The sequence below is a fragment of the Exiguobacterium oxidotolerans JCM 12280 genome, assembly GCF_000702625.1.
GTDB classification, from domain to species: Bacteria; Bacillota; Bacilli; order Exiguobacteriales; family Exiguobacteriaceae; genus Exiguobacterium_A; species Exiguobacterium_A oxidotolerans.
This window is the reverse complement of sequence record NZ_JNIS01000001.1, coordinates 859,281-886,062: the sequence shown is the minus strand read 5'-3', so window position 1 is coordinate 886,062 and position 26,782 is coordinate 859,281. Positions and strand designations below refer to the sequence as shown.

At 45.7% G+C, this 26,782-nt stretch carries 26 protein-coding genes and 1 riboswitch; of the genes, 25 read left to right on the top strand and 1 reads right to left on the bottom strand.

Annotated elements, in window-relative coordinates:
* Complete coding sequence (locus P403_RS0104535; protein ID WP_235195172.1) at positions 1-660, top strand: TVP38/TMEM64 family protein; 660 nt, start codon at positions 1-3, stop codon at positions 658-660.
* A gap of 84 nt (positions 661-744) precedes the next feature.
* On the top strand, positions 745-1,662 hold the full coding sequence (locus P403_RS0104530) for a proline dehydrogenase family protein (protein WP_029331301.1): 918 nt from the start codon (positions 745-747) through the stop codon (positions 1,660-1,662).
* A gap of 445 nt (positions 1,663-2,107) precedes the next feature.
* Here P403_RS0104530 and P403_RS0104525 read toward each other — a convergent pair whose 3' ends face one another.
* Positions 2,108-2,743, bottom strand: a complete 636-nt coding sequence (locus P403_RS0104525) for a class I SAM-dependent methyltransferase (RefSeq protein ID WP_029331300.1) — start codon at positions 2,741-2,743, stop codon at positions 2,108-2,110.
* A 186-nt stretch (positions 2,744-2,929) separates the two neighbouring features.
* Between P403_RS0104525 and P403_RS0104520 the strand changes: the two genes are divergently transcribed.
* From P403_RS0104520 to P403_RS16770, 23 genes are all read left to right on the top strand, one after another.
* Entirely contained in the window at positions 2,930-5,347 is a 2,418-nt protein-coding gene (locus tag P403_RS0104520) for a 3-hydroxyacyl-CoA dehydrogenase/enoyl-CoA hydratase family protein (RefSeq protein ID WP_034800897.1), read from the top strand.
* 14 nt (positions 5,348-5,361) lie between these two features.
* A complete protein-coding gene (locus tag P403_RS0104515) occupies positions 5,362-6,552 on the top strand; it encodes an acetyl-CoA C-acetyltransferase (RefSeq protein WP_029331298.1) in 1,191 nt (396 codons plus the stop codon).
* A complete protein-coding gene (locus P403_RS0104510) occupies positions 6,549-8,333 on the top strand; it encodes an acyl-CoA dehydrogenase family protein (protein WP_029331296.1) in 1,785 nt (594 codons plus the stop codon). The genes P403_RS0104515 and P403_RS0104510 overlap by 4 nt, the downstream gene beginning before the upstream one ends.
* A 71-nt stretch (positions 8,334-8,404) precedes the next feature.
* Entirely contained in the window at positions 8,405-8,860 is a 456-nt protein-coding gene (locus tag P403_RS0104505) for a DinB family protein (RefSeq protein WP_029331295.1), read from the top strand.
* A gap of 35 nt (positions 8,861-8,895) precedes the next feature.
* Positions 8,896-9,249 (top strand): arsenate reductase family protein, encoded by a 354-nt coding sequence (locus P403_RS0104500; protein WP_029331293.1) that lies wholly within the window; start codon positions 8,896-8,898, stop codon positions 9,247-9,249.
* A 64-nt stretch (positions 9,250-9,313) separates the two neighbouring features.
* Positions 9,314-9,697, top strand: a complete 384-nt coding sequence (gcvH, locus tag P403_RS0104495; RefSeq protein ID WP_029331292.1) for a glycine cleavage system protein GcvH — start codon at positions 9,314-9,316, stop codon at positions 9,695-9,697.
* A gap of 101 nt (positions 9,698-9,798) precedes the next feature.
* Positions 9,799-10,077 (top strand): thioredoxin family protein, encoded by a 279-nt coding sequence (locus tag P403_RS0104490; protein WP_029331290.1) that lies wholly within the window; start codon positions 9,799-9,801, stop codon positions 10,075-10,077.
* A 548-nt stretch (positions 10,078-10,625) separates the two neighbouring features.
* The gene (locus P403_RS0104485; protein WP_029331289.1) at positions 10,626-11,264 is read left to right on the top strand and encodes a class I SAM-dependent methyltransferase; all 639 of its coding nucleotides are present in this window, start codon (positions 10,626-10,628) and stop codon (positions 11,262-11,264) included.
* 3 nt (positions 11,265-11,267) lie between these two features.
* Entirely contained in the window at positions 11,268-11,732 is a 465-nt protein-coding gene (locus tag P403_RS0104480; protein WP_029331287.1) for an S-ribosylhomocysteine lyase, read from the top strand.
* On the top strand, positions 11,729-12,652 hold the full coding sequence (locus tag P403_RS0104475) for a PLP-dependent cysteine synthase family protein (RefSeq protein ID WP_029331285.1): 924 nt from the start codon (positions 11,729-11,731) through the stop codon (positions 12,650-12,652). The genes P403_RS0104480 and P403_RS0104475 overlap by 4 nt, the downstream gene beginning before the upstream one ends.
* Complete coding sequence (locus P403_RS0104470) at positions 12,645-13,811, top strand: bifunctional cystathionine gamma-lyase/homocysteine desulfhydrase (RefSeq protein WP_029331284.1); 1,167 nt, start codon at positions 12,645-12,647, stop codon at positions 13,809-13,811. Before P403_RS0104475 ends, P403_RS0104470 begins: the two co-directional genes overlap by 8 nt.
* 59 nt (positions 13,812-13,870) lie before the next feature.
* Positions 13,871-13,977, top strand: a riboswitch (SAM riboswitch).
* Between the two features lie 78 nt (positions 13,978-14,055).
* The gene (locus tag P403_RS0104465; RefSeq protein WP_029331283.1) at positions 14,056-15,078 is read left to right on the top strand and encodes a methionine ABC transporter ATP-binding protein; all 1,023 of its coding nucleotides are present in this window, start codon (positions 14,056-14,058) and stop codon (positions 15,076-15,078) included.
* Positions 15,075-15,740: a methionine ABC transporter permease gene (locus P403_RS0104460; protein WP_029331282.1), complete on the top strand. Its 666-nt coding sequence runs from the start codon at positions 15,075-15,077 to the stop codon at positions 15,738-15,740. Before P403_RS0104465 ends, P403_RS0104460 begins: the two co-directional genes overlap by 4 nt.
* Before the next feature lie 32 nt (positions 15,741-15,772).
* A complete protein-coding gene (locus P403_RS0104455; RefSeq protein ID WP_029331281.1) occupies positions 15,773-16,600 on the top strand; it encodes a MetQ/NlpA family ABC transporter substrate-binding protein in 828 nt (275 codons plus the stop codon).
* A 72-nt stretch (positions 16,601-16,672) separates the two neighbouring features.
* On the top strand, positions 16,673-17,899 hold the full coding sequence (locus tag P403_RS0104450) for an MDR family MFS transporter (protein ID WP_029331280.1): 1,227 nt from the start codon (positions 16,673-16,675) through the stop codon (positions 17,897-17,899).
* A 156-nt stretch (positions 17,900-18,055) separates the two neighbouring features.
* Positions 18,056-18,841 carry a Fe-S cluster assembly ATPase SufC gene (gene sufC / locus P403_RS0104445; RefSeq protein WP_012371204.1) on the top strand — a complete coding sequence of 262 codons (786 nt, stop codon included), beginning with the start codon at positions 18,056-18,058 and terminating at the stop codon, positions 18,839-18,841.
* A gap of 18 nt (positions 18,842-18,859) precedes the next feature.
* On the top strand, positions 18,860-20,137 hold the full coding sequence (gene sufD, locus P403_RS0104440) for a Fe-S cluster assembly protein SufD (RefSeq protein WP_029331279.1): 1,278 nt from the start codon (positions 18,860-18,862) through the stop codon (positions 20,135-20,137).
* Position 20,138: 1 nt separating this feature from the next.
* Positions 20,139-21,362, top strand: a complete 1,224-nt coding sequence (locus tag P403_RS0104435; protein ID WP_029331277.1) for a cysteine desulfurase — start codon at positions 20,139-20,141, stop codon at positions 21,360-21,362.
* Entirely contained in the window at positions 21,352-21,786 is a 435-nt protein-coding gene (gene sufU / locus P403_RS0104430; RefSeq protein ID WP_029331275.1) for a Fe-S cluster assembly sulfur transfer protein SufU, read from the top strand. The genes P403_RS0104435 and sufU overlap by 11 nt, the downstream gene beginning before the upstream one ends.
* Positions 21,787-21,818: 32 nt before the next feature.
* Positions 21,819-23,216 carry a Fe-S cluster assembly protein SufB gene (sufB, locus tag P403_RS0104425; protein WP_028105809.1) on the top strand — a complete coding sequence of 466 codons (1,398 nt, stop codon included), beginning with the start codon at positions 21,819-21,821 and terminating at the stop codon, positions 23,214-23,216.
* 145 nt (positions 23,217-23,361) lie between these two features.
* Complete coding sequence (locus P403_RS0104420; protein ID WP_029331270.1) at positions 23,362-24,846, top strand: glycosyltransferase; 1,485 nt, start codon at positions 23,362-23,364, stop codon at positions 24,844-24,846.
* 813 nt (positions 24,847-25,659) lie between these two features.
* Positions 25,660-25,863: a hypothetical protein gene (locus P403_RS16775; protein ID WP_235195171.1), complete on the top strand. Its 204-nt coding sequence runs from the start codon at positions 25,660-25,662 to the stop codon at positions 25,861-25,863.
* Positions 25,864-26,068: 205 nt separating this feature from the next.
* Positions 26,069-26,740, top strand: coding sequence for an acyltransferase family protein (locus P403_RS16770; protein ID WP_338042096.1), 672 nt, complete (start codon positions 26,069-26,071; stop codon positions 26,738-26,740).
* Positions 26,741-26,782 lie beyond the last annotated feature (42 nt).

Sequence of the window (26,782 nt, the reverse complement as noted above, 5' to 3'; positions counted from 1 at the left end):
TTGCGAGATTGGCTTCCCTTTTCACTTTATTTATTGTTCGGACTTGGATTGCTCCTTTATTTCCGCTTGTCGGGGATGATGGAGCAATTTGATTTAGAGGTATTGTCGAACTGGATCCTTGCGCAAGGGTTTCCCGGCATGCTCCTTTATGTCCTCGCCTATACGATCCGTCCACTTGTCTTTTTCCCAGCGAGCTTACTGACGATGTTCGGTGGCTATACATACGGTCCATGGATTGGAACGATTTTAGATGTCGTCGGCGCCGGGACAGGCAGTTTACTGAGCTTTTGGATTGCCCGTCTGCTCGGACGGCGTGGTGTCGAAAAAATCATCGGGACCGGTAAGCTGACAGTGCTCGACGAACGGATTGCTTCGAACGGTTTTACAGTCGTCCTGCTTGTCCGGCTGATTCCGCTATTTCCGTTTGACGCAATCAGTTATGCGTCCGGTCTATCAAAAATTAAATTTAAGCAGTTTGCACTTGCAAGTTATCTCGGTATCATTCCTGGGGCGTTCGTTTACAACAACATCGGGGCGAGCCTGCGCGACCCGTTCTCCTGGCAATTCTTCTTCGCGATTTTTTTATATGTGTTGTTCTTTACGATTGGCTTTTTTGCACAACGAACCTTACGAAAAAAACAAAAGAGAGAGCATATGTAAGCGCTTTATGTCATAATATGAGTGCAGTGATGTGAACCGATACGGTAAAACAGCCTAGCATTTATTTAGGGGGAATAATGAGTGATGGAACGAGTACTACGGGATGGTTTTATCTTCTTATCGCAGAATAAGACATTGAACGGATTAGCGAAACGGTATGGTCTGAAATTTGGGGCCGGTCGCTTCGTGGCGGGGGATTCACTCGAAGCGTCGAAACGGGCGATTCAAGATTTGAATGCAAAAGGATTGTGTGTGACGATGGATCACCTCGGTGAGTTCATCTCGACTGGAGCCGAAGCGGAGATGATGACGCAAGAATGTATCCGTGCCGTCGAAATGATTGCGGAAGAGAAATTAGACTCGCAACTTTCACTAAAGTTAACGTCACTTGGCCTTGATATTTCAGATCAATTAATTCGATCGAACATGGAACGGATATTGACACGGGCGAAAGAGCTCGGCGTATTCGTGACCATCGACATGGAAGATGAACCACGTTGTGAAAAAACGATTCAGTTGTTCGAAGAGTTGCGTCAGTCGTTTGATAACATTGGTACCGTCATTCAGTCTTACCTCTATCGTTCAGAAGACGACATCAAACGGGTCGGACGGTTTGAAACGAACCTCCGCATCGTCAAAGGGGCATACAAGGAGCCGGCGACGGTCGCCTTCCCGGAAAAAGAAGATGTCGACCACAACTACATCAAACTCGTAAAACTTCAATTGTCACTCGGAAATTATGCTGCGGTCGCAACGCATGACGACGCGATGATTGAACAAATCATTCGCTATGCGAAAGAAAATGGGATTGGAAATGATAAGTTCGAATTCCAGATGCTTTACGGCATCCGCGTCGAACGTCAGCTTGAGCTCGTGAAGCTCGGTTATAAAGTCCGTGTCTACGTCCCATATGGTCGTGACTGGTACGGCTACTTCATGCGTCGTTTAGCAGAACGTCCGGCAAACGTCGCGTTCGTCCTTAAAGGAATGGTCAAAGGGTAATCGAAAAATAGGGATGGAGCTGTCATGGCTTCATCCCTGTTTTTATCGTTTGAAAGATTTTTTTATTCCCGAACTTTTCGTAGCTAATATGGGTGGGAGACTCAAAAGAAATCACTCGTTATTCATGCACTTTCCTCAGGCGAGACACAAGCCAGACTTTGCTATTCGCAAGTCGGGTCTTGTTTGTCTCTGTCAGTGCAAAAAAAATGCGCTTTTTCCTGTAGGAGTTGCATGAATCGAGTGATTTTTTCTACTTGATACGTGTCAGCAGATGAACGATTACGTTTTATCAACAAACAGACGTGTCCACTCGACTTCTACGGGAAAAGGAAGCGTAGCTTCCGTCAGGGACAGGCAAGACCCGATCATCGCTAGATGGGCGCGGCTTGCGTCCCGCCCGAGAAAAGCGAGTGGACATACGTCTGTTATAGAAACCTGATTTTCTTTAATTTCGTGTCCGAAAGGCAAACAAACACGAAAACGCATGCGCTTGATCGAGTAACCGATGACCGGTCAAAACAGCCCCTTCTTTTTGAATGACGGCTTCGTCAAGCAATGTCCAGCCGAGTTCTTCTGCCAGTTGGACGAGTTCCCACGGCATCATCGTATTGCCCATCGGTGCATCTTCCCCGTGCAGCCGACGATAGGCTAAAGCCCGTGGTGCCGCCGTCGGTCCGAGTAAACTGATGATGACAAGTGGTGCAACCCGCTCGATTTCCTGAAGGACTGTGAGCGGACGCGTCGACCACTCAAGTGAATTGACAGCGAGGACGGCGTCAAACGCATGATCTACAAACGGTAACGCTTCACCGGTGCCGACGACAAAGTCGAGGGTCGGTGATTTGTCACGGGCAATCCGAATCATTTCTTCTGATAAATCAAGTCCCGTCATGTCAAAAGAATCCTCCAGCAAGCGACAGGCTGCCCCGTCGCCACATCCTAAATCAAGCATCTTGCCAGCGGTGATGACCGACTTTAGGAAAGGAATGATCGTTTTACGACTCCCTTGTGTCCACATCATGTCCGAGCGTTCCGCCCAGTCCGTTGCCTTCTGATCCCACAGTTGTTCCGTCTGTTTCATGACATCTCCCCCTTATTTCTTTTAGTTTAACAGGAAAATTTGACCAAAACGTGTTTTTTTATTGCTACTGAACCATTATTCATTTATGATGGAGAGGTAGAAGGAGCAGGGGAAAGATTGATGGGCTTCTTTTTTTGTCAGAATAATGAATGGTTGTTCATTCAATTACTAGTCAGGGGGTATATCATGGCGAGTCAGATCGGTCAGCCGACCACACTTAAATTGACGAAACATATTCAATTCGCCGTCATCATCGGTTCAGGGGTCATGGGTGCAGGCATCGCGGCACACCTCGCGAATGCGGGAATTCGGACATTGATGCTTGATATCGTACCAAAAGAACTTACGGCACAAGAAGAAAAACAAGGACTTACGTTATCGGACCCAGCCGTCCGAAACCGGATCGCGCGCGAAAATCGCCAAAAGTTGCTGAAACAAAATCCGGCGCCGCTCGCTTCAAAAAAATTGATTGACTTAATCGAAGTCGGAAATCTTGAAGACGACCTCGAACGCTTGAAGGAAGCGGACTGGATCGTCGAAGTCATCGTTGAACGTTTGGATGTCAAACAACAACTGTTTGCGACGATTGAACCGTTCATCCGTGAAGATGCGATCGTCAGCTCGAATACGTCAGGGATCTCGATCGAAGCGATGCGTGAAGGACGCTCGGCATCATTTAATGCACGTTTCCTTGGCACACACTTCTTTAATCCACCACGTTACCTCAAGCTACTTGAATTGATTCCGACGACGGACACGAATCCGGAAGTCGTCCGCTTTATGAAACAATTCGCGGAAGAGCGTCTTGGAAAAGGTGTCGTCATCGCGAAGGACACACCGAACTTCATCGGCAACCGGATCGGGACATATGGTCTGCTCGTGACGATGGAAGAGATGAAAAAAGGCGGTTATACGATCGGAGAAGTCGACTCCGTGACGGGACCGCTACTCGGTCGTCCGAGCTCGGCGACATTCCGGACGCTTGACGTCGTCGGAATCGACACGTTCGTCCATGTAGCGAACAACGTCTATGACCTGTTACCGGAAGGTCCTGAAAAAGATACGTTTGAAGTACCAGCAGAAATGAAGCGACTCGTCGCAGAAGGATCGCTCGGTGCTAAATCAGGACAAGGTTTCTATAAGAAAGTCGGGAAACAAATCCTTGAGCTTGATGTGAACTCATTTGAATACGTCGAAAAGAAAGCGCTTACTGAACCGTCAATCGGTCAGGCGAAAGCTCTTCCTGGCGCCAAAAATAAATTAAAAGCCGTTGTTTTTGCGAACGACCGTGTCGGTGCACTCCTCTGGCCGATCCATGCGAAGACATTGCTCTACTCGGCACAACTGACACATGAAATCGCGGATGACATCAAAGCAATCGATGAAGCGATGAAATGGGGCTTCGGTTGGAAGATGGGACCATTCGAGACATGGGACGCACTCGGTGTCGAAAAGACCGTCGCGAAAATGAAGCAGGATGGTTACGACGTCCCGGCATGGGTCGACGAGATGCTTGCGTCAGGCAACACAAGTTTCTACAACGAAAATGGTCAGCATTATGATGCGACGAGCAAAACGTATGTCGGCAGCGAACAGAATCCGAAAGAAATCCGCTTACGTGACGTCCGCAAGTCGAACGGCGTCTTGCTTGAAAACAACGGAGCCCGTTTACTCGATGTCGGAGATGACGTGGCCGTGCTTGAGTTTACGTCGAAGAGTAATGCGATCGGCGTCGACATCATGCAGATGATTGAACAATCAATCGACCTCGTCGAAAAAAATCACCGCGGACTCGTCATCGCAAACGATGGTAAAAACTTCTGTGTCGGTGCGAACCTCGCAATGATGCTGATGGAAGCAGAAGATGAAAACTGGTTCGAGCTCGACTGGATCATCAATAAATTCCAGCAATCGATTCAAAAAATTCGTTATTCGTCAAGTCCGGTCGTCGCAGCACCACAAGGGATGACGCTCGGTGGTGGAACGGAGATTTCCCTTCCGGCAGCCCGCTTGCAAGCAGGACTCGAGACTTATATGGGGCTCGTCGAAGTCGGTGTCGGCTTGATTCCAGGTGGTGGCGGAAACGTCAACACGTACCGTCGTTTACTTGAAAACACGCCGGACGGTTTAGTCAATCTCGAAAAAGCAGCACAAAAGACATTTGAAAACGTCGCGATGGCGAAAGTCTCGAAATCAGCGTTCGAAGCACGCGAACTTGGTTATGTCCGCTCTGTCGACCAGATTTCGATGAATCGCGATCACTTGACGTATGATGCGAAACAACTTGTCCTCGAGCTCGACCGGACAGGCTATACACCACCTGCTAAATCCTTGATTCCAGTCGTCGGACGGACAGGGAAAGCGACGCTTGAGCTGGCAACACGGGAAATGTTCTATGGCGGTTATGTCTCGGAGCATGACTTGAAGATCGCGAACAAGTTAGCGCATGTCATCGCGGGCGGAAACGTCGCGTTCGGTACACACGTCGATGAGCAATACATGCTCGACCTTGAGCGGGAAGCGTTCTTGAGCTTGATCGGTGAGATGAAAACACAACAACGGATGCAGCATATGCTTGTCAAAGGCAAGCCGCTTCGTAACTGACTGGGGGGATTCGAATGAAAGAAGCAGTAATCGTCGCTGGTGCGCGGACACCAGTCGGTAAAGCAAAAAAAGGGTCATTTAAAGCGATGCGTTCTGATGAACTCGCAGGAATCGCGATTAAGGAAACGTTGAAGCGTTCGAAATATGAGGGAACAATCGATGATGTCATTCTCGGTTGTGCCCTTCCGGAAGCAGAGCAAGGGATGAACATCGCCCGTTACGCGTCCGTTCTTGGCGGCTTGTCACACGAAGTACCGGCCATCACAATCAACCGCTACTGCTCGTCCGGTCTCCAATCGATCGCTGATGCGTCGATGAAAATCATGACCGGTCAAGCGACGGCAGTCATCGCCGGCGGTCTCGAGTCGATGAGTCAAATCCCGATGCCGGGACACGTCGTTCGTCCAAACCCGTCAATCGTCGAATCGGAACCTGAATATTATATGAGCATGGGGCATACAGCGGAGCAAGTCGCAGCAACGTATCACGTCTCACGTGAAGATCAAGATGCCTTTGCGCTGAAAAGTCATCAAAAAGCGGCAGCCGCGATTGCAGCCGGTAAGTTCACGGATGAAATCGTCCCCGTCACAGTGACGGAATACGTCGTCAACGATGACATGAAGGTCGAAGAAAAATCCTGGGTCGTCCAGCATGACGAAGGCGTCCGGGCCGATTCTTCAAAAGAAGGCTTAGCAAAACTCCGTCCGGTCTTCCGTCTCGGTGGCAGTGTCACAGCCGGTAACTCGTCACAAACATCAGACGGGGCAGCAGCCGTACTCGTGATGGAGCGTGAGGAAGCAGAGCGTCAAGGACTGCCGATTCTCGGGAAGTTCAAGTCGTTTGCCGTCGGCGGTGTCCGTCCGGAAGTCATGGGGATCGGACCAGTCGTCGCGATTCCGAAGGCACTCGAACTCGCAGGCATCACACTCGAAGACGTCGGCTTGATCGAATTGAACGAAGCGTTCGCTTCACAATCGCTCGGAGTCATCCGTGAGCTCGGTCTCAACGAAGACATCGTCAACGTCAACGGGGGAGCGATCGCACTCGGTCATCCACTCGGCTGTACGGGAACAAAACTGACATTATCACTCTTACATGAAATGAAACGCCGCAATGCGAAGTATGGTGTCGTCTCGATGTGTATTGGTGGCGGCATGGGTGCTGCTGGTGTATTCGAATTAGTTGAAGGAGGAACAGGACAATGAGCCAAACGACAAACGAATTGATTAAAGGTGGAAGTTTTGTACTGGATGAATTAAAAGCAGAGCGTCTCTTTACACCGGAGGATTTTTCAGAAGAACATAAAATGGTTGGTGACATGACGGCGAAATTCGTCGAAGATCGTGTCGTTCCCGTGCTTGACCGGATCGAAAAACATGAGTTCGAACTTTCAGTCGGTCTCTTGCGTGAAGCAGGCGAGCTCGGTCTTCTCGGGGCAGACGTTCCGGAAGAATACGGCGGCTACCAAATGGATAAAATCTCGTCTTCAATCATCACAGAAAAATTCGCACGTGGTCGTTCATTCGCCCTCAGCTACGGCGCACACGTCGGAATCGGTTCACTCCCAATCGTCTTCTTCGGAAACGAAGAGCAAAAACAAAAGTACTTGCCGAAACTCTCGTCAGGTGAATGGATCGCGTCATATGCGTTGACAGAACCGGGCTCGGGGTCAGATGCACTCGGCGCGAAGACGACAGCTGTCTTGAACGAAGCCGGGACACACTATATCTTGAACGGTGAAAAACAATGGATCACGAACGCCGGTTTCGCCAGTCTGTTCGTCGTCTATGCGAAAATCGATGGCGATAAATTCACGGCCTTCCTCGTCGAGGGTGAGTACCCAGGCGTCTCGACAGGTCTTGAGGAACAAAAAATGGGCATCAAAGGATCATCGACACGGACCTTGATTTTAGAAGATGCGGAAGTACCGGTCGAAAACGTCCTCGGTGAAATCGGCCGCGGGCACGTCATCGCCTTCAACATCTTGAACGTCGGACGTTACAAACTCGCTGTCGGTGCTGTCGGTTCATCAAAACGCGCGATCGATCTCGCCGTTCAGTATGCGAACGAACGGAAACAATTCAAAACACCGATCAGCTCATTCCCATTGATCCAAGAGAAACTGGCGACGATGTCAGCCCAAACGTATGCGATGGAAAGCTCGGTTTACCGGACAGGCGGTCTCTTCCAAGATAGTCTCGATCAGCTGTCGGAAGAAGAAAGCAAAGACGGCAAACGCGTTGCTGATTCGATTGCCGAGTACGCGATTGAATGTTCGATGAACAAAGTTTTTGCGTCTGAGACATTCGATTATGTCATCGATGAAGCGGTGCAAATCCACGGCGGGTACGGTTTCATGGCGGAATATGAAGTCGAAAACATGTACCGTGATTCACGGATCAACCGGATCTTCGAAGGAACAAACGAAATCAACCGTCTGCTTGTACCAGGTACACTCTTGAAGAAAGCGATGAAAGGCGAGTTACCACTCTTAGCGGAAGCGCAACGCCTCCAACAAGAAGTCATGAGCTTCATGCCGACAGAAGTCGGAACAGAGCCACTTGACCGGGAACGTCACTTGCTCGCGATGATGAAAAAAATCTTCTTATTGACGGCTGGAACAGCTGTTCAGAAATATCAAGATAAGTTACAAGGCGAACAGGAAATTCTCGCGAACACGGCCGATATCATGAGTGCAATCTATGCGCTCGAGTCAGCCATCGTCCGGACGGAAAAAGCGATCGCTTCGAAAGGTGTCGAGAAGAGCGAACTCAAAATCCGTTATACAGAAGTCTTCGCCCAACAGGCATTCGAAGGCGTCGAACGTGACGCGAAAGAAACACTCTACGCAGCAGCAAGTGGAGACGAGTTACGGATGTTACTGTCGGCACTGAAGAAATTCAGCCGTTACCAACCAATCAACTCGATCGGCACGAAACGTGCGATTGCGAAACGTTTGATTGAAGCTAACAAATATCTCGTCTAAGTCAGGTTTACGAGTTCGCCTTTGCAGGGAAAATCTCTGTAAAGGCGAATTTTTTTGAGGAGGGAATAGCGATGCGTGAAGATGTAAAAGAACTTCAGTTTGCAGTCGACTACTACAAATCGCTCGAGCGTTTATCGGATGAAGAGTGGCAGTCGCCGCTCGCGATCGATAAATGGACGGTACAGGAGTGTGTCGGCCATTTGTTCTTATGGGACCGGTATTACCTCGATCATGCTGTCGCGAAGCTCCCTGACGATCGACTGACGTTAGTTGAGACGGACTTTGATGAGTTCAACCGGTTAGCGGTCGAGTATACGCATCATGTCGACGCATTGACGTTACTGAAAAAAGCAATCGCGGTTCGAAGCGAACTCGTGACGCAACTCGGACGGTTGACGGACGCGCAGTATGAACAGACGTATGAAGGGCGCTTTTGTCCCCGTGAGTTCGTCGCGTCGTTCATCGCCCACGATCACCATCATCAAGATCAAATTGATGCGGCACTCGCGCGCTTGAAGGAACACTGATCTATCTGCTAGTCTTAAAGGTGAGGTGATGAAACATGGTAACGATGTATGGCTATCCAAAATGCAGTACATGTGTCAAAGCGAAGAAGGCGCTTGAAAACAACGGCGTCGAAGTCGATAACAAACACATCGTCGACGAGACACCAAGTGCCGCGACGATTCGCGAACTCCATCAAAAAAGTGGCGAACCGTTGAAAAAATTCTTTAACACGAGTGGTCAATCCTATCGTGCGGCTGGTCTGAAAGATCGTTTACCCGACTTGTCGGAAGAAGAGCAGTATGCGCTGCTCGCGAGTGACGGGATGCTGTTGAAACGTCCAATCGTCACGGACGGGACAGATGTGACACTTGGATTTAAAGAAGAGATGTATCAAGGAAAATGGTATTAAGAAGTCGATTGAATTTGGTATACTAAAACCGTTAGTCCACTATAGAACACAGGGGGAATCGCAAATGAGTCAAGTCAAAGACAATCTACGGTATTCGGAAGAGCATGAATGGGTCGAAGTAACAGGCAACAAAGCACGAATCGGAATCACGGATTTCGCACAGCACGAACTCGGTGATATCGTGTTCGTTGAGCTTCCAGAAGTCGGAGATACGATCTCAATCAACGAGCCGTTCGGTTCGGTTGAATCGGTCAAGACGGTTTCAGAGTTGTACGCACCGATTTCAGGGAAAGTCGTTGCAATCAATGAATCACTCTCAGATTCCCCAGAACTCGTTAACGAATCACCATTTGAAGGTGCATGGATGGTTGATATCGAGCTAGAAGATGAGTCACAAGTTGAAGCATTGATGGATGCTGCGGCATACAAATCAATGATTAACGAGTAATTACTTACGGTAAGGCGGATAGGGGTGAAACGATTTCGTTTCATCGCTGTCCTTTTTTTGTATACTGGCTTCAGAAGCACTGGATAACAGGAGGGGTCAAGATGAAGGAAGTAACAGAAGTACCAGCAAACGGGTTGTTGTATGTCTATGCACCGATGTGCGGTACATGTGCCATCGCCAGTCGAATGCTCGACATCGTCGAAGCGACGAAAGACGAGGAATGGATCCAAAAAGCAAACGGAAATTTCATTCCTGAATTTTTAGAGCAGGCGCAGGTCATGAGTGTACCGGCATTACTGAAAGTAAAGGATCATCAAGTCGTAGAGCGATTATATGCGTTCCAAAACGTCCAAAACGTCTTTGCATTTTGTGCAGAATAACAAGAAAAATCATAGGATGATTTTTCTTTACGTTAAATTGTCGGAATATTTACAATAATTCATTGACAATGATAATTTATGAATGGTATATTCATATCAACTTCTAGAAATGCTTTTATAGGAAGTCTGGCAGAGGTATAGAACTTGATGTTTCTCGTATTTAGAACCATTCAATGACATCCTAAATCTTTTTTTCTGTTTCCCCTTAAGTCGTCCCCCAAAGACGAAGCGGTTCAAAAAAGAGATGGTGGATTCGAGTGGTCGATCTGACTACTGTGACATCCTGCTTTTATAGTTCGAAAGGGCGCCGTCCTCTGATGTGACGAACGAAGAAGTTCGCATCAGAGCTGGGTTTTCCTTCGTTGCATTTCTAACCACATTATTCGTGTTGTCGGTTCTCCGGCAACGCCTTTTTTTTGTTTCCGAAAGATTTTGAAGCTGTCGTCTTGCTAATCAGAATTGTCCCTGCTACAATGCGATTAAGGAAATTACTTTAATTCATATCCGATTAGTCGGAATTAAAAGTGGGATACGGAGGACGGAAGGGCATGACAGTACGTTTCATGGATGTATTTACAGAGTGGGCGTCATCTTACGACGACACAGTAACGGGGCAAGATCCGGAGTACAAAGAAGTCTTTCGCCGTTATGACGACATATTAGAGACGGTCGCCGAAAAAGCGATGTCACCCGTTGCCGAATTTGGCGCAGGGACAGGCAACTTGACGCAACGTTTGCTTGCGCGTCATGAGCACGTACTTGCGATTGAACCAAGTCCGGAAATGCGCGACATCTTAATCCATAAAATTCCGGCGCTGGCTGTTCAAGATGGTCATTTCTTATCGTTTGAAGCAGCAGAGGCAAAAAGTTTTGTCTCGACTTATGCGTTTCATCATTTGACGGATGAAGAAAAAGGACAGGCCGTCGATTTGATGGCAGCGATTTTACCGGAAGACGGAAAAATCGTCTATGCCGATACGATGTTTGTTTCTGAGACAGCACGTCTAGAAACGATTGCAGAAGCAAAAACTCAAGGGTTTGACAACCTTGCAGAAGATTTAGAACGCGAATTTTATCCACTGATTCCAGTGATGGAACAGATTTTTACGTCACGCGGATTTGACGTGACATTCACACAATACAATCACTTCGTCTGGCTCGTAGAAGCCGAGAAAATGGGGGAATAAATCATGACAATCAAAAAAATGAACGTAGAAAGCTTTAACTTGGACCATACGAAAGTCAAAGCGCCATATATTCGTGTAGCAGGCTATAAAGACGGTAAAGTCGACCAAGTCGTCAAATATGATATTCGTTTCACACAACCGAACGTCGAGCAAATGCCGATGCGTGCGATGCACACACTTGAACATTTACTCGCTGAAAACATCCGCAACTATTCGGACGACGTCATCGATGTTTCGCCAATGGGCTGCCAGACTGGTTTCTACATGGCGATGATGAACTTTGACTCAGTCGAAAAAATGAGTGAACTCGTCGAGAAGACACTGAACGACGTCTTAGCGGCTGAAGTGATTCCGGCACAAAACGAAACACAATGTGGATTTGCGAGCGCACACGACCTTAAAGGAGCGAAGCACTATGCCGAGAAAATGCTTGCCGGTCGCGACGAATGGGACATCGTCTTCGGATGATCGCGAAGTCAGTCCGCGACCTCGTCGGAAATACGCCACTGTACGAGATTACTTCATTCGATTTGCCTGCTGGTACGCGGATTTTGGCGAAGCTCGAATGGATGAACCCTGGGGGCAGCGTCAAAGACCGCCTCGGTATCCAACTCGTTGATGCCGCAATCGAACAAGGGTACGTGACACCAGGCGGAACGATCATCGAACCGACTGCCGGCAACACCGGCATCGGTTTGGCGCTCGCCGCTAAAAAATATGACTTACAGGTCATTTGTGTCGTCCCGGAAAAGTTCAGTCAAGAGAAACAGACGTTGATGCGGGCACTCGGCGCGACTGTCGTCAACACGCCGACTGAACTCGATATGCAGGGCGCAATCGATAAGGCGAAAGAACTCGGACAAACGATACCGAACAGTTATGTGCCACTGCAATTCGAAAACGAAGAAAATTCGGTCACCTATCAGCGGACACTTGGTCCGGAGCTTGTGGCGGAACTCGGTCACATCGACTGGTTCGTCGCCGGATGCGGATCAGGTGGGACGTTTGCCGGAACGACGGCGTTCTTAAAAGAACGTTTCGGGACAAAAGGTGCAATCGTCGAACCGGAAGGCTCTGTCCTCAACGGAGGGCCAGCCGGACCGCATAAAACAGAAGGAATCGGGACAGCCAAGTGGCCAAGTCTCGTTTCGCACGACCTAGTCGATGAAATTCATACGATTTCTGATTCGGATGCTTTTACGAAGGTCCATGAACTGGCGGCACGTGAAGGGTTACTCGTCGGCAGTTCAGCAGGAGCTGCACTCGCCTCGGCGCTCGATATCGCACAGCGCCATCCTGGAAGTACGATTGTCACCGTCTTCGCAGACAGTGCAGAACGGTATTTGAGCCAACAAATCTTTGAAAAGGTGGACGAGACACATGCGTAAAAAAACAGCGTTGATTCACGGAGGAACGGGTGTAGACAAGGCAACGGGTGCCGTTACGCCGCCAATCTATCAAACGAGCACATATAAGCAAGAAAAAATCGGTCAATTAAAAGACGGGTATGAGTACTCGCGCACAGCAAACCCGACGCGGACGAGCATCGAACGATTGATTGCTGATCTTGAGGGGGGAGTCCGTGGATTCGCATTCGGATCAGGAATGGCGGCGATTCATGCTGTCTTTAACCTGCTTCAGTCCGGCGACCACATCGTCATGACGGACGACGTTTACGGCGGAACGTTCCGTTTGATGCAACGTGTTTTACCGAAGTTCAACATCGAAGTGACATTCGTCGATACGACGGATCTTGCTGCGACGGAAGCGGCGATTCAGGACAACACGAAGATGCTCTACGTCGAGACACCGACGAACCCGTTATTAAAAGTGACGGACATCGAAGCGATCGGAGCGATCACGCGTCGCCACGACTTGAAGCTCGTCGTCGACAACACGTTCGCGACACCGTACTTGCAACAACCAATCGCGCTGGGGGCAGATATCGTGCTGCATAGTGCAACGAAATACATCGGCGGACACTCGGACGTCGTCGCAGGGCTTGTCGTCGTCAACGATGATACGCTCGGCGAAGAACTCCACTTCATCCAAAACTCGACGGGTGGAATTCTCGGACCGCAAGACAGCTTCCTGCTTGTCCGTGGTCTGCGGACGCTCGGTATCCGGATGGAAGCGATCGAAGAGACAGCACATGAACTTGTCAGCTTCCTGCAAGCGCAAGACGTCGTCTCGAACATCTTTTACCCGGGACTCGCATCGCATCCCGGTCATACGATCCAACAAAAACAAGCGACTGGTTTCGGCGGGATGATCAGCTTTGATGTCGGTTCAGCTGCAAATGCAGAGAAACTTGTCGAAGCATCACACTTCTTCACGCTGGCTGAAAGCTTAGGGGCGGTCGAAAGTTTGATTTCCGTTCCGGCACGGATGACACATGCGTCGATTCCAGCAGAACGCCGTGCGGAACTCGGCATCACGGATGGTCTCGTCCGGATCTCGGTCGGACTTGAAGATGCAGAGGATTTGAAAGAAGATTTAACGCATGCTTTCAGTCTGCTCGAAAAAGTTTCTGAAAAAACTGTTTGACAAGCAAAATAACCCCTGCTAATATTCAAAATATATTAAAAACAACTAAATACCGATAACTCTTATCAAGAGTGGTGGAGGGACTGGCCCGATGAAACCCGGCAACCGCGGAATTTATTTCCGAAGTGGTGCTAATTCCAGCAGACGAACGTCTGCAAGATGAGAGCAAATGGTTTTGTGTACCGAAAGTGCGCGCGTTTGCTCTAAAACGTGCGCACTTTTTTTATGTTTAGGAGGGACAGTAGTGATTCGTTTACAGGATGTAGGAAAGATTTATCGCTCGAAGCGCGGCGAAGTCGAAGCTGTCGCAAACGTCGATCTCACGATCGAGCGCGGCGAAATTTTCGGAATAATTGGTTATTCCGGTGCAGGGAAGTCAACTTTGATTCGCCTGCTGAACATGTTGGAAGCACCGACAAGCGGTTCGATTCAAATTGATGGTGTCGAGATGACGACGTTACGACCGAAAGAATTACGTGGTGTCCGGAAAAACGTCTCGATGGTCTTCCAACACTTCAACTTGCTTTGGTCACGGACGGTCGAAGAAAACATCATGTTCCCGCTCGAACTCGGCGGATATCCGAGAGCACGTCGGAAAGAACGGGTCGCCGAACTGATTCAACTCGTCGGACTCGATGGTCGTGAAGGTGCCTATCCATCGCAACTCTCCGGTGGACAAAAGCAACGTGTCGGGATTGCCCGCGCATTGGCATCAAACCCGGACGTCTTATTATGTGACGAGGCGACAAGTGCCCTTGATCCGAAAACGACGGACTCAATCTTAGAGTTACTCGTCGACATCAATAAAAAACTGAAACTGACGATTGTCTTGATCACACACGAGATGCACGTCATTCAAAAAATCTGTCACCGGGTCGCCGTCATGGAGGCCGGAAAAATCGTCGAACAGGGTCCTGTTTCAGAAGTCTTCCGGCATCCGAAACAAGCGATGACAAAAGAATTCGTCAAACAACTGACGTCGTCTACAGAAAACGAGTTAACGTTCGCGAAACTCCGTGAGCGCTATCCGACCGGGAAAATCGTCCAGCTGACATTCGTCGGTTCGACAGCAGAAAGTCCGATTCTCGCAGAAGTCATGAAAGATTCGACCTTATTATTTAATATCATCGGCGGGAACGTCGGACAGACGCAGGACGGTGCACTCGGAACGTTGTTCATCCAACTGATTGGTGCAGCACATGAAACACAAGCGGTCATCGCGAAACTTCAAGCGAGTGACGTTGAAGTGGAGGTGGATCACCGATGACGACATTCTTTAACGACATCGATTGGGAAATGGTCTGGACGGCGACTGGCAGTACCGTTTATATGACAGCCGTCGCGGGTCTAGCGACTTTCATACTCGGTTTAATCATTGGTCTATTGTTGTACGCGACGAATGAAGACTTATTGTTTAAGAACCGGGCACTGTATTCCGTGCTCAGCTTTTTAGTCAACATCTTCCGTTCGATTCCGTTTATTATATTGTTGATTTTATTGATTCCAGTGACGCTCATCATCGTCGGGTCGTTCTTAGGACCGACAGCGGCACTTCCGGCACTGATTCTTGGGGCGGCACCGTTTTACGGGCGGATGGTCGAACTGGCACTGCGTGAAGTCGACAAAGGTGTCATCGAAGCAGCGGAATCGATGGGGGCAACGAAGTTCCAAATCATCTATAAAGTGTTGATTCCGGAAGCACTACCAGCAATCGTCTCCGGTATTACCGTTACGCTCGTCGCGCTCGTCGGTTACACGGCAATGGCCGGAGTAGTCGGAGGAGGTGGACTTGGGGACATGGCATATATCGAAGGTTTCCAGCGTTCTCAAAACGATGTCATCGCTATCGCGACATTGTTGATTCTCGTCATCGTCTTCATCATTCAAATTATTGGTGACCTGCTCGTAAAAGCAATCGATAAACGATAATACTATTTTAGTTAACTTGGGAGGAATTATTCATGAAACTTTGGAAAAAATTCGTCGGTACAGCAGCCGTATCCGTCTTAGCAGTCAGTCTTGCAGCATGTGGGGAAGAGTCGTCAGGAGACGACGCGAAGACACTTGTCATCGGTGCCTCAAACGTTCCCCATGCTGAAATCCTAGAGCACGTTCAAAAAGAGTATGAAGCAAAAGGCTACAAACTCGAAATCAAAAAGTTCCAAGATTATGTGTTGCCGAACAAGGCACTCGCTGAAAAAGAAATCGATGCAAACTATTTCCAACACGTTCCGTACCTTGAGCAACAGGAAAAAGAGAACAAATCTTATAAATTTGAAAATGCAGGCGGCGCCCACGTTGAACCGCTCGGTGTTTACTCAAAGAAATATAAGTCGCTTGACGAGTTACCGAAAGGCGCAACAATCTTGACGAGCTCAAACGTCGCGGAGCGTGGACGTGTCTTGACGTTCCTTCAAAATGAAGGACTCATCAAGTTGAAAGACGGTAAAACAACTGATGCACAACTGAAAGATATCGCGGAAAACCCGAAGAACATTAAGTTTAAAACAAACATCGAAGCATCACTCTTACCGCAAGCATACAAAAACAATGAAGGCGATGCAGTCCTCATCAATACGAACTACGCGATCGATAACGGTTTGAACCCGTTGAAAGATACGATTGCCCTTGAAGATGAGTCTTCACCATACGTCAACATCATCGTCACGCGTGAAGGTGATGAAAAAGACGAGCGTGTGACGGCATTGCTCGATATCTTACACGAGAAAAAGACCCAGGATTGGATTACGAAAGAATACAAAGGGGCCGTTGTTCCGGTCAGCAAATAATTCACTCGAATGATGCATTCTTCCTATATAATGGAAGGATGCATTATTTTTTTAGTTGAAGGGGGATTCTAGTTGCACCGTTTACGCCAGTTACATCCATTGACGATCGGCGTCCTGCTCGGAACATTTTTCTCGCGGCTCGGGACGTTCATCACGATGCCATTCTTTGCGATTTATTTATCGACGGTGTTAAAGTTTAGCCCGGTCGATGTCGGCTGGGTCCTCAGTATTTCAGCCGTCTCGAGTCTCGTCATGAGTTTCATCGGTGGGACCTTGTCTGACCGTTACGGCCGCCGGACAATGATGCTGACCGGAACACTTGGCTTCGTCTTTGTCTTCATCGCCTTGGCCCAGGTCGAGACGTTTTGGGCGTTCTTTACCTTGAGTGCCTTAAACGGCGTGTTTCGTTCCATCTTCGAACCGTCCGCCCGTGCCTTGATTAGTGATACGACGGATGAAAAAAACCGGTTGTTCGTCTTTAACATCCGTTACGCCATGATCAATGTCGCGGCGGCAATCGGACCGGGGATTGCGTTATTGCTCAGTGCCGGCAATACGGCGATTACCTTCTATATAACGGCATTCGTTTACCTCGGGTATGGGATTGCGATTTTTATCTTGTTTCAGCGGTATCCGATCACAGAAAGTCACGGCGGGAAAAAAGTTTCGTTCGGCGCAACGGTTCAACTGTTGAAAACGGATGTCGCTTTCACGTTTGCCCTCGCCGGGATCATCTTCGGGATTCTCGGTTACAGTCAGTTCAACTCGACGTTGCCGCAATTTTTGACGACGACGACGTTACTGTCCGGTGGGACAAGTCTGTTTGCTTTATTGATCACGATTAATGCTGTGACCGTCTTAGTCGTCCAGTACCCGATCATGAAATTCGGGATGAAGACGTCGCCGCTCGTCTCGATTACGGTCGGGATTGCGACCGTCGCGTTCGGTTTATTCGTCATGGGGAATGCCGGAACGGTCTGGTTAATGATCGGTGCGATGTTCATCTTCACGTGCGGGGAAGTGATGATGTTCACGATGACGGATATCTTGACCGATAGTTTTGCGAAACCGGAATTACGGGGCAGTTATTTTGGAGCGATGGGCTTAACATCGATTGGTCAGTCAATCGGACCGGTCATCGGCGGACAATTACTTTTTTATTTTGGCGCCGATCGTCCGTTGCCGATTTTTGGTTGCTTAGCCCTCTTGACATTACTCGGAATCCCACTGCTCTTACTGTCACAGCGGGTTCACAGACGATCGAAGGTGGAAGAAGAGAAAGAAGTCGTATCACTTTAAAGTCATTCTCACTAAAAGGCTTCATTTTGAGAAAAAACCATGAGCGATGACGCTTGAATAATGTGGTATGATTCATTAAGATTAGAATGATACTAAATTAGTAACTCTCGTGAACTGAATCGTCAGACACGAAATGAATAGATGGAGGGATTCTACATGAAGGCTTCACACTTGAAGATTGAAGATCTACACGTCGCAATCGACGGCAAAGAAATCTTGAAAGGCGTTAACTTAGAAATCAAAGGCGGCGAAATCCACGCGGTCATGGGACCAAACGGGACAGGTAAATCAACACTCGCTTCTGCATTGATGGGTCACCCAACGTATGAAGTAACATCTGGATCAGTCACACTCGACGGCGAAGATGTTCTTGAGATGGAAGTTAACGAACGTGCGCAAGCAGGAATGTTCCTCGCCATGCAATACCCAAGCGAAATCAGTGGTGTTACAAACTCTGACTTCCTTCGTTCAGCAATCAACTCACGTCGCGAAGAAGGCGATGAAATCTCACTCATGAAGTTCATCCGTCAACTTGACGCGCAAATGGGACTTCTTGAAATGCCAGGCGAAATGGCACACCGTTATCTCAACGAAGGTTTCTCAGGCGGAGAGAAAAAACGGAACGAAATTCTTCAAATGACGATGCTGAAACCAGCAATCGCAATCCTCGACGAAATCGATTCAGGTCTTGATATCGATGCACTTAAAGTCGTTGCAAAAGGTGTTAACGAAATGCGTTCACCTGAGTTCGGTTGCCTCATCATCACGCACTATCAGCGTCTCTTGAACTACATCGAGCCTGATTTCATCCACATCATGATGGGTGGAAAAATCGTCATGTCTGGCGGAAAAGAACTTGCACACCGTCTTGAAGCAGAAGGATATGACTGGGTTAAAAAAGAACTCGGCATCGAAGAAGTCGAAATCGAAACAAAAGCGTAAGACGAGGGAGGAAGCATGATGACTGTAGAACTGAATCTTGCCGTAAATCGCGAGGCAGTGGCAGAACGTGCGACTCGCTTAGGGGAGCCCGCTTGGATGATTTCTAAGCGCCAAGATGCACTTGATCTTGCCCCAACGCTCGCATTGCCAAAAGTAGAAAAAATTAAAATCGGTGGCTGGAACTTCACAGAAGGCACAGCAGACCTTGAGACAGCAACAGGTCTCACGCCGGATATCGAAACATTAATCGGTGAAAACCGTGACCATATGTTGATCACGCGTAACGGACAACTTGTCCATGCGCAAAACAGTGAGGCAACGAACGGTGTCATCTTCACAACGCTTGAAGATGCAATGAAGCATCATCCGGAACTCGTTGAGAAGTATTTCATGACAGAAGGCGTTAACGTCAATGAAGACCGTCTCGCAGCACTCAACGCAGCGCTCATGAACGGCGGAACATTCTTGTATGTACCTAAAGGCGTTAAGCTGACGGTACCGATGCAAGCGATCTATACGCTCGAACAAGCAGGCGGCGCACTTTACCACCACGCAATCATCGTTGCCGATCAAGACAGCGAATTGACGTATATCGAAAGCTTCGTCTCTTACGGCGAAGAAGCACATAACGTCAACGTCGTGACGGAAGTATTCGTCGAAGCGAACGCAAAAGTTCTTTTCGGAGGCGTTGATACGCTTGCGAAAGGTGCTGTCACGTATATGAACCGCCGTGGTGTCGTCAAACAAGGCGCGAAGCTCGAATGGGCACTCGGTCACATGAATGACGGCCATACGATCACAGAAACGAAAACGCATCTCGTCGGGAACGATTCGTTCTCAGATACGAAAGCCGTTACTGTCGGTCGTGGCGATCAAAAACAAAACTTCAACGTCCGGACAGATCATTTCGGTAAAGGATCTGAAGGATTCATCTTGATTCACGGTGTCCAAAAAGATGCTGCGACATCAATCTTCAACGGAACGTCAATGATTCACCATGGTGCGTCGAAATCAAACGGAGTCCAAACGGAACGTGTGCTCATGTTGTCTGAAAAGGCACGTGGTGACGCGAACCCGATTCTCTTGATTGATGAAGATGACGTCATGGCAGGACACGCGGCATCTGTCGGCCGTGTCGACGAACTCCAACTCTACTACTTGATGAGCCGTGGATTGTCACGTAAAGAAGCAGAACGTCTTGTCGTTCATGGTTTCTTACAACCTGTCGTCTCTGAGCTTGCGATTGACTCCGTTAAGGAACGTCTCGTTCAAGTGATTGAAGGGAAAGTAAACTAATATGGGAATCGATGCATCCATCCGCAATCAGTTTCCGATTCTTGACCAACAGGTTAATGACCGGAAACTCGTCTATTTAGATAGTGCGGCTTCGTCACAAAAGCCGCTCGTCGTCATCGAAGCGATCGACAACTACTACAAGACGGTTCATTCGAATGTGCACCGTGGCGTCCATACGCTCGGAACACGAGCGACGGATGCGTACGAAGGTGCGCGTGAAAACGTACGTCGTTTCATCAAGGCGCAACACCATGAAGAAATTATCTTTACCCGTGGGACGACGACGGCGATTAATATCGTCGCGTCGAGTTACGGAATGGAGCATGTGCAAGAAGGGGACGAGATTGTCGTCACCTACCTTGAACACCATGCGAATCTCATTCCGTGGCAACAAGTCGCGAAAAAGAAAAAAGCGAAACTGAAATATGTCGATTTGACAGCTGATGGTCGTGTGACGATCGAAGCGGTCAAAGCACAAATTTCCGATCGGACGAAAGTCGTTGCGATGGCACATGTCTCGAACGTCCTCGGTACGATCAATCCAATCAAAGAAGTGGCGCAACTCGCGCATGCCGTCGGTGCCGTCATGGTCGTCGATGCAGCGCAAAGTGCACCACATCAAAAAATTGACGTCGTCGATCTCGACTGTGATTTCTTGGCGTTTTCTGCCCATAAAATGTGTGGACCAACAGGAATCGGCGTCTTATATGGTAAAAAAGCATTACTGAATGCGATGGAACCGGTCGAATTCGGAGGCGAGATGATTGATTACGTCGGACTTGAAGAATCGACGTTCAAACCATCACCGTACCGTTTTGAAGCCGGTACACCCATCATTGCGGGAGCAGTCGGTCTGTCGGCAGCGATTGATTTTCTAGAAGAAATTGGTCTAGAGAACATCGAAGCCCATGAACGTGAACTCGCACGGTATGCGATGGCACAGATGCGTGAAATCGACGGATTAACGATTTATGGTCCGGAAGAACGTGTCGGTCTCGTCACATTCAATCTCGGCGATGTCCATGCACATGATGTCGCGACGGTACTCGACATGCAAGGCGTCGCAGTCCGCGCTGGTCATCACTGTGCACAACCATTGATGCGTTGGCTCGGTGCCAGTTCAACCGCACGAGCAAGCTTCTACTTGTATAACACGCAAGAAGAAGTCGATGCCTTAGTGACAGGACTTCGTCAAACGAAGGAGTATTTCAGTCATGGATTTTAACAATCTCGATCACTTGTACCGTCAAGTGATCATGGATCATTATAAAACTCCTCGTAATCGCGGTGCGATCGAGGGAGGCGTGACGATCGATATGAATAACCCGACGTGTGGAGACACGATTCGCTTACAGCTCGCGATCGAAGACGATATCGTCCAAGATGCGAAGTTTGACGGCGAAGGGTGTTCCATCAGTATGGCGTCCGCGTCGATGATGACACAGATCGTCAAAGGAAAAACGGTCGAAGAAGCATTACAACTCGCAGAAATCTTTTCTGAGATGGTTCAAGGGAAAGACTATGATGATGAGAAGTTTGATCTTGGGGACGCAGAAGCACTTTCCGGTGTGACGAAATTCCCAGCACGTATCAAGTGTGCGACACTTGCTTGGAAAGCGCTCGAACGTGGCGTGGAAGAAGGCAAGTAACTTCGGTCAGTAAGTAAGAGGAGGAAATGAACATGGCTAAGAACATGCCTGAAATTGGCGATTATAAATATGGTTTCCACGATCGCGATATCTCGATCTTCCGTTCTGGACGTGGCTTGACGACAGAAGTCGTCGAAACGATCTCGAAAATGAAAGAAGAACCACAATGGATGCTCGACTTCCGTTTGAAATCGCTTAAGATTTTCAACGAGCAAGCGATGCCAGCTTGGGGTGGCGATTTATCAGATCTTCGTTTTGACGATATCACGTACTACGTGAAGCCGTCGGAACGTGCTGAAAAATCATGGGATGAAGTACCGGAAGAAATCAAACGTACGTTTGACAAACTCGGTATCCCGGAAGCAGAACAAAAGTACTTGGCAGGGGTTTCGGCACAGTACGAATCAGAAGTCGTTTACCACAACATGAAGAGTGAACTTGAAGATCAAGGGATCGTCTTCAAAGATACAGATACAGCACTCAAAGAGAACGAAGACTTGTTCCGTGAGTACTTCGGTAAATTGATTCCGCCGACAGACAACAAATTCGCTGCCTTGAACACAGCGGTTTGGTCGGGTGGTTCATTCATCTACGTACCAAAAGGTGTCAAGATGGATACGCCGCTTCAAGCATACTTCCGGATCAACTCGGAAAACATGGGCCAATTCGAGCGGACGCTCATCATCGTTGACGAAGAAGCATCCGTGCACTACGTCGAAGGATGTACGGCACCGGTCTACACGACGAACTCGCTTCACTCGGCGGTCGTTGAGATCTTCATCAACAAAAATGCCTATTGCCGTTACACGACGATCCAAAACTGGGCAAACAACGTCTACAACCTCGTGACGAAACGTGCGATCTGTGAAGCCGGCGCGACGATGGAATGGGTCGATGGTAACATCGGTTCGAAATTGACGATGAAATACCCGGCCGTCATCTTAAAAGGTGAAGGATCACGTGGTATGACATTATCAATCGCCATCGCAGGTAAAGGACAACACCAAGACGCGGGTGCGAAAATGATTCACCTTGCGCCAAACACGTCTTCAACAATCGTCTCGAAATCGATTTCGAAACATGGTGGGAAAGTCACGTATCGTGGAATCGTCCACTTCGGCCGTAAAGCGACCGGAGCGCGTTCGAACATCGAATGTGACACACTCATCATGGATAACCAATCGACATCGGATACGATTCCGTATAACGAAATCCTCAACGATAACATCTCGCTTGAGCACGAAGCGAAAGTATCGAAGGTCTCGGAAGAACAATTGTTCTATCTTATGAGCCGCGGGATTTCACAAGAAGAAGCAACAGAAATGATCGTCATGGGCTTCATCGAGCCATTCACAAAAGAATTGCCGATGGAATATGCAGTCGAAATGAACCGTCTCATCAAGTTCGAGATGGAAGGTTCAATCGGATAATCTGTACGTTTAGTTTTAAACTTCTAATTAACATAAGAATTAGACGGTGTTGTTGTTAAATACCGTCTAATTTTTGTATTGTAGATTTAATTTTTGTTGTTTTAATTACGTTTTTTATAACTATTTTTAGATTGGGGATTTACTTTTGAAAAATGTGTTTATGATTGTTCATGAATTAGATGTAAATAAGGGTGGAATGACGACTGCAATGTTAGAAAGAAGTAAAGAGTTTTACAATAGCGGCATTAATGCAGATGTTATTACATTTGATTTTAAAACAAATTATAATGTAATTATTGATCAATTAATAAAACAGGGTAAGATGGATAGTAGAACAAAAATGATTAATATGTTTAATTTTTTTGAAGAAAAATCTTCTTCTATAAGAAATAAAACGAATAAAAAAATTTACAAAGTATTTAAATTGCTTTTTAAAGATACTATTCAAGTACAGGAGACTAAGAATATTTCAAGATATTTCAATAGTTTTACTGGTCAGTATATAGCATTTAAAAAAGAGAGTAAAAATAAGAATTCGTATATAATTGATACTTTTAATAATAATTCTAGAAAAGAACGCTTTTACTTTTTTGATGATAAAGTTGTTAAGAAAGATGTTTTTAATAATGAAAACAAAGTAATCTGCGAAGTTTTTTTTGATAAAAATAGTTTTCCATATCTGTCTAGAAATTTAAGTCCTGTAAGTGGAGCGATTGGATCTATTTATTTATTAAGCGAAAATAAACAGTTCAAAAACAATATTGAACTTTCAACTTTTTTTATAGAAAGTATTGTAAAAGATTCGGAAAAAAATGTTTTAATATGTGATGGTCCTGGAAGTTTCCCTAAAATGTTAAATACTTCATTTAATAAGGTTAAAAAATTTGCTGTTATACACGTTAACCATTTTAAAAATTTTGATGATAATGGTTCGGTGAAGAAACAAGAAAACTATATTATTGAAAATGCTGATAATATTGATGGAGTAATTGTTTTAACAGAGGCCCAAAAAATAGATATAATAGAACAATATAAAGTAAAAAATATATTTGTAATCAGTAATTTTATAAAAAATCCTGATAAGATTATAGATAAAGTTCCAAATAAAAAAATTGGTCATATTTCTAGGATGGTCGTTACTAAAGGCATAAATTATTTAATTGAAGTAGCAGAGCAGGTTGTTAAAGTAGATAATGAAGTGATTTTTGAAATATATGGAGAAGGTCCGGAAAAGGAAAATATTGAAAATCTTATTTCTGATAAGATGCTGAATGCAAACGTTAAATTAATGGGGTATACCTCTAAGACTTCAGAGGTTATAAATACATTTGATTGCGTGATCTCTACTTCTCAGTATGAGGGACAAGGATTAAGTATGATTGAAGCTATGCTTCATAGAAAACCTTTAATTGCATTTGATATAAATTATGGTCCTAAAGATTTTTTAGTTAATGATTTTAATGGATACTTAATTGAAAATAGAAATATAATAGCTATGTCAGAGCAAATTCTAAATCTTATACAAAATCCTGAGAAGTTATTGCGTCTCGGTTACAATGCTGAAGAAACAATTTTAAATCTATATGACTCTAAAAAAATAATGAATAAATGGAAAGAAATTTTATTCTAATTATTTTCATTTTGAAATATCAATATTTTTAGTGAACTTTATAATTTTTTTGTTTACGAATTATAATATTAAGTAAAATACCTAAGAGAAAGCACAAAAGAAGTCCGTAACGAAATCGTATAGAATATAGCTACGACACCATATTTAATGGAAAATTCATTACGAACTATGTTCATCTTTTTAAATCAGAAAGAGCCAAAAAAGAAGTGTGGTGCACGGATAAAGATAACGAAGGAAAAAGAAATTCACATTCTCGATAACTTACAAGCGAAATAGTCTCTCGAGCAGGTTAGAGGATATTTATTTCCAGCGGAAAAAACCATCATTCAAAGCGATTTATCGTATAATGTAAAGTCGCCTCATCGAGGCCCGTTCTGGTCTTCTGGTCAAAAAGAAAAGTGTTAGAAACCATGAGGACGTATGATTTCTGACTCAATTAAAGAGGTGTTTCATGCACTTTGTGCTTCTTTCCCAGCAGAACTACTCCAAACGTTAAGACAGATCGTGGAAAAGAGTTCAGTTGTCATGAAAGGGTTCATGAAGCATTAGTTGTACCATTGTACTTCCCGATCCCAGCTCTTCTTGGAAAAGTCGGAGTAGCAAAACGGGAATTGTTTTCTCCGTGAATTTTTCCTAAGCTGGATAGTTTTTAAAAAGATCAGTCGTTCTAAACTGTCCCGGGCACTCGCTTTGATCAATTGTAGACTAAGAAAATGTCTTGACAGTAAAACTGTATATGAGGACTTCTCTAGAAGTGTTGCACTTAATTTGATAAACTGTCCATAACAATTGAATTAACAAAGGAGTATTAATTTGAAATACTATGAAGAAATACCAATAATTAGATCTATTGCAGCTATATTAGTTGTATCAGTACATGTTACTGCAGGGATTTACTATTCAAATCAAGTTTTTTCTAATGAATTTATTGGTTATATAAATCAAATAGCCCGTTTAGGAACACCTGTATTTGCTGTATTCAGTGCATTTCTATTGACATCTTCTGTATTAAATTAAGAAGAGGTTTTAATTTTCATTACTTTTTTAAGTCAAGATTTACAAAAATTTTTTTACCTTACATTATTTGGAGTAGTATTTACTTGATTTATAGAGGTTCAATTGAACATAGCTTAAATAAAGACTTAAGTATTGTTTCATATTTCGTATATGGAAACGCTAATTTTCATTTATATTTTATTTTGACAGTTATACAATTTTATTTTTGTTTCCAATTTTGCAGAAATTAAAAAAAGGTTTATTTCTAATATCTGGTCTTTTAATTTCAGTTATTTTAAATTTCTTATGGATACTAAATGATGGAGTAGATATTAACAATGAATTCTTATTCGCTATTATCAATAGTAAAGCATTTATTTTAAACTGGATTCCATACTTTATGTTAGGAATTATTTATGCTAATTATTACGAAGAATTGAAGTTGATAATGATTAAATATAAATCTTTTTTAGTAATCGTTATTTTTATTTTGTTTTTAGATATTCTTATAAGCATAGACTTAAATGTATTGTATACTTCTACAAATATATCTAATTTAATATATATTCCGTTTTTCTTAGTTTTTTTAAATTATTTTCATGATTTTGTTACACGAGATAATATATGCAATAGAATATTTACGTTTTTAGGTAACTATTCTATGGGTGTATATTTAACACATCCATTAATTATTAAGGTTCTGAGGTTTATAGGACTTACCCAAAGCATTAACTCTAGTAATATGTTTGTATTTACTCTGATATTAACTATTGCATTATCTGTTTTATTAACTTTTTTGATCAGTTTGTTACCTTATGGATCTTATATAGTTCCAATACCTCAAAAACAAAAAATGAAAATACTAAAAACTAATATAGATAATCAAAAAGTAAAATGATATTTTTGTGGAGGGAGTAGGGGTTTATAACAACAATATACT

Coding starts and splice junctions, on each gene's coding strand:
- P403_RS0104530 (WP_029331301.1), top strand. CDS start 745: ATGGAACGAGTACTACGGGATGGTTTTATCTTCTTATCGCAGAATAAG.
- P403_RS0104525 (WP_029331300.1), bottom strand. CDS start 2,743: ATGAAACAGACGGAACAACTGTGGGATCAGAAGGCAACGGACTGGGCG.
- P403_RS0104520 (WP_034800897.1), top strand. CDS start 2,930: ATGGCGAGTCAGATCGGTCAGCCGACCACACTTAAATTGACGAAACAT.
- P403_RS0104515 (WP_029331298.1), top strand. CDS start 5,362: ATGAAAGAAGCAGTAATCGTCGCTGGTGCGCGGACACCAGTCGGTAAA.
- P403_RS0104510 (WP_029331296.1), top strand. CDS start 6,549: ATGAGCCAAACGACAAACGAATTGATTAAAGGTGGAAGTTTTGTACTG.
- P403_RS0104505 (WP_029331295.1), top strand. CDS start 8,405: ATGCGTGAAGATGTAAAAGAACTTCAGTTTGCAGTCGACTACTACAAA.
- P403_RS0104500 (WP_029331293.1), top strand. CDS start 8,896: ATGGTAACGATGTATGGCTATCCAAAATGCAGTACATGTGTCAAAGCG.
- gcvH (WP_029331292.1), top strand. CDS start 9,314: ATGAGTCAAGTCAAAGACAATCTACGGTATTCGGAAGAGCATGAATGG.
- P403_RS0104490 (WP_029331290.1), top strand. CDS start 9,799: ATGAAGGAAGTAACAGAAGTACCAGCAAACGGGTTGTTGTATGTCTAT.
- P403_RS0104485 (WP_029331289.1), top strand. CDS start 10,626: ATGACAGTACGTTTCATGGATGTATTTACAGAGTGGGCGTCATCTTAC.
- P403_RS0104480 (WP_029331287.1), top strand. CDS start 11,268: ATGACAATCAAAAAAATGAACGTAGAAAGCTTTAACTTGGACCATACG.
- P403_RS0104475 (WP_029331285.1), top strand. CDS start 11,729: ATGATCGCGAAGTCAGTCCGCGACCTCGTCGGAAATACGCCACTGTAC.
- P403_RS0104470 (WP_029331284.1), top strand. CDS start 12,645: ATGCGTAAAAAAACAGCGTTGATTCACGGAGGAACGGGTGTAGACAAG.
- P403_RS0104460 (WP_029331282.1), top strand. CDS start 15,075: ATGACGACATTCTTTAACGACATCGATTGGGAAATGGTCTGGACGGCG.
- P403_RS0104455 (WP_029331281.1), top strand. CDS start 15,773: ATGAAACTTTGGAAAAAATTCGTCGGTACAGCAGCCGTATCCGTCTTA.
- sufC (WP_012371204.1), top strand. CDS start 18,056: ATGAAGGCTTCACACTTGAAGATTGAAGATCTACACGTCGCAATCGAC.
- sufD (WP_029331279.1), top strand. CDS start 18,860: ATGACTGTAGAACTGAATCTTGCCGTAAATCGCGAGGCAGTGGCAGAA.
- P403_RS0104435 (WP_029331277.1), top strand. CDS start 20,139: ATGGGAATCGATGCATCCATCCGCAATCAGTTTCCGATTCTTGACCAA.
- sufU (WP_029331275.1), top strand. CDS start 21,352: ATGGATTTTAACAATCTCGATCACTTGTACCGTCAAGTGATCATGGAT.
- sufB (WP_028105809.1), top strand. CDS start 21,819: ATGGCTAAGAACATGCCTGAAATTGGCGATTATAAATATGGTTTCCAC.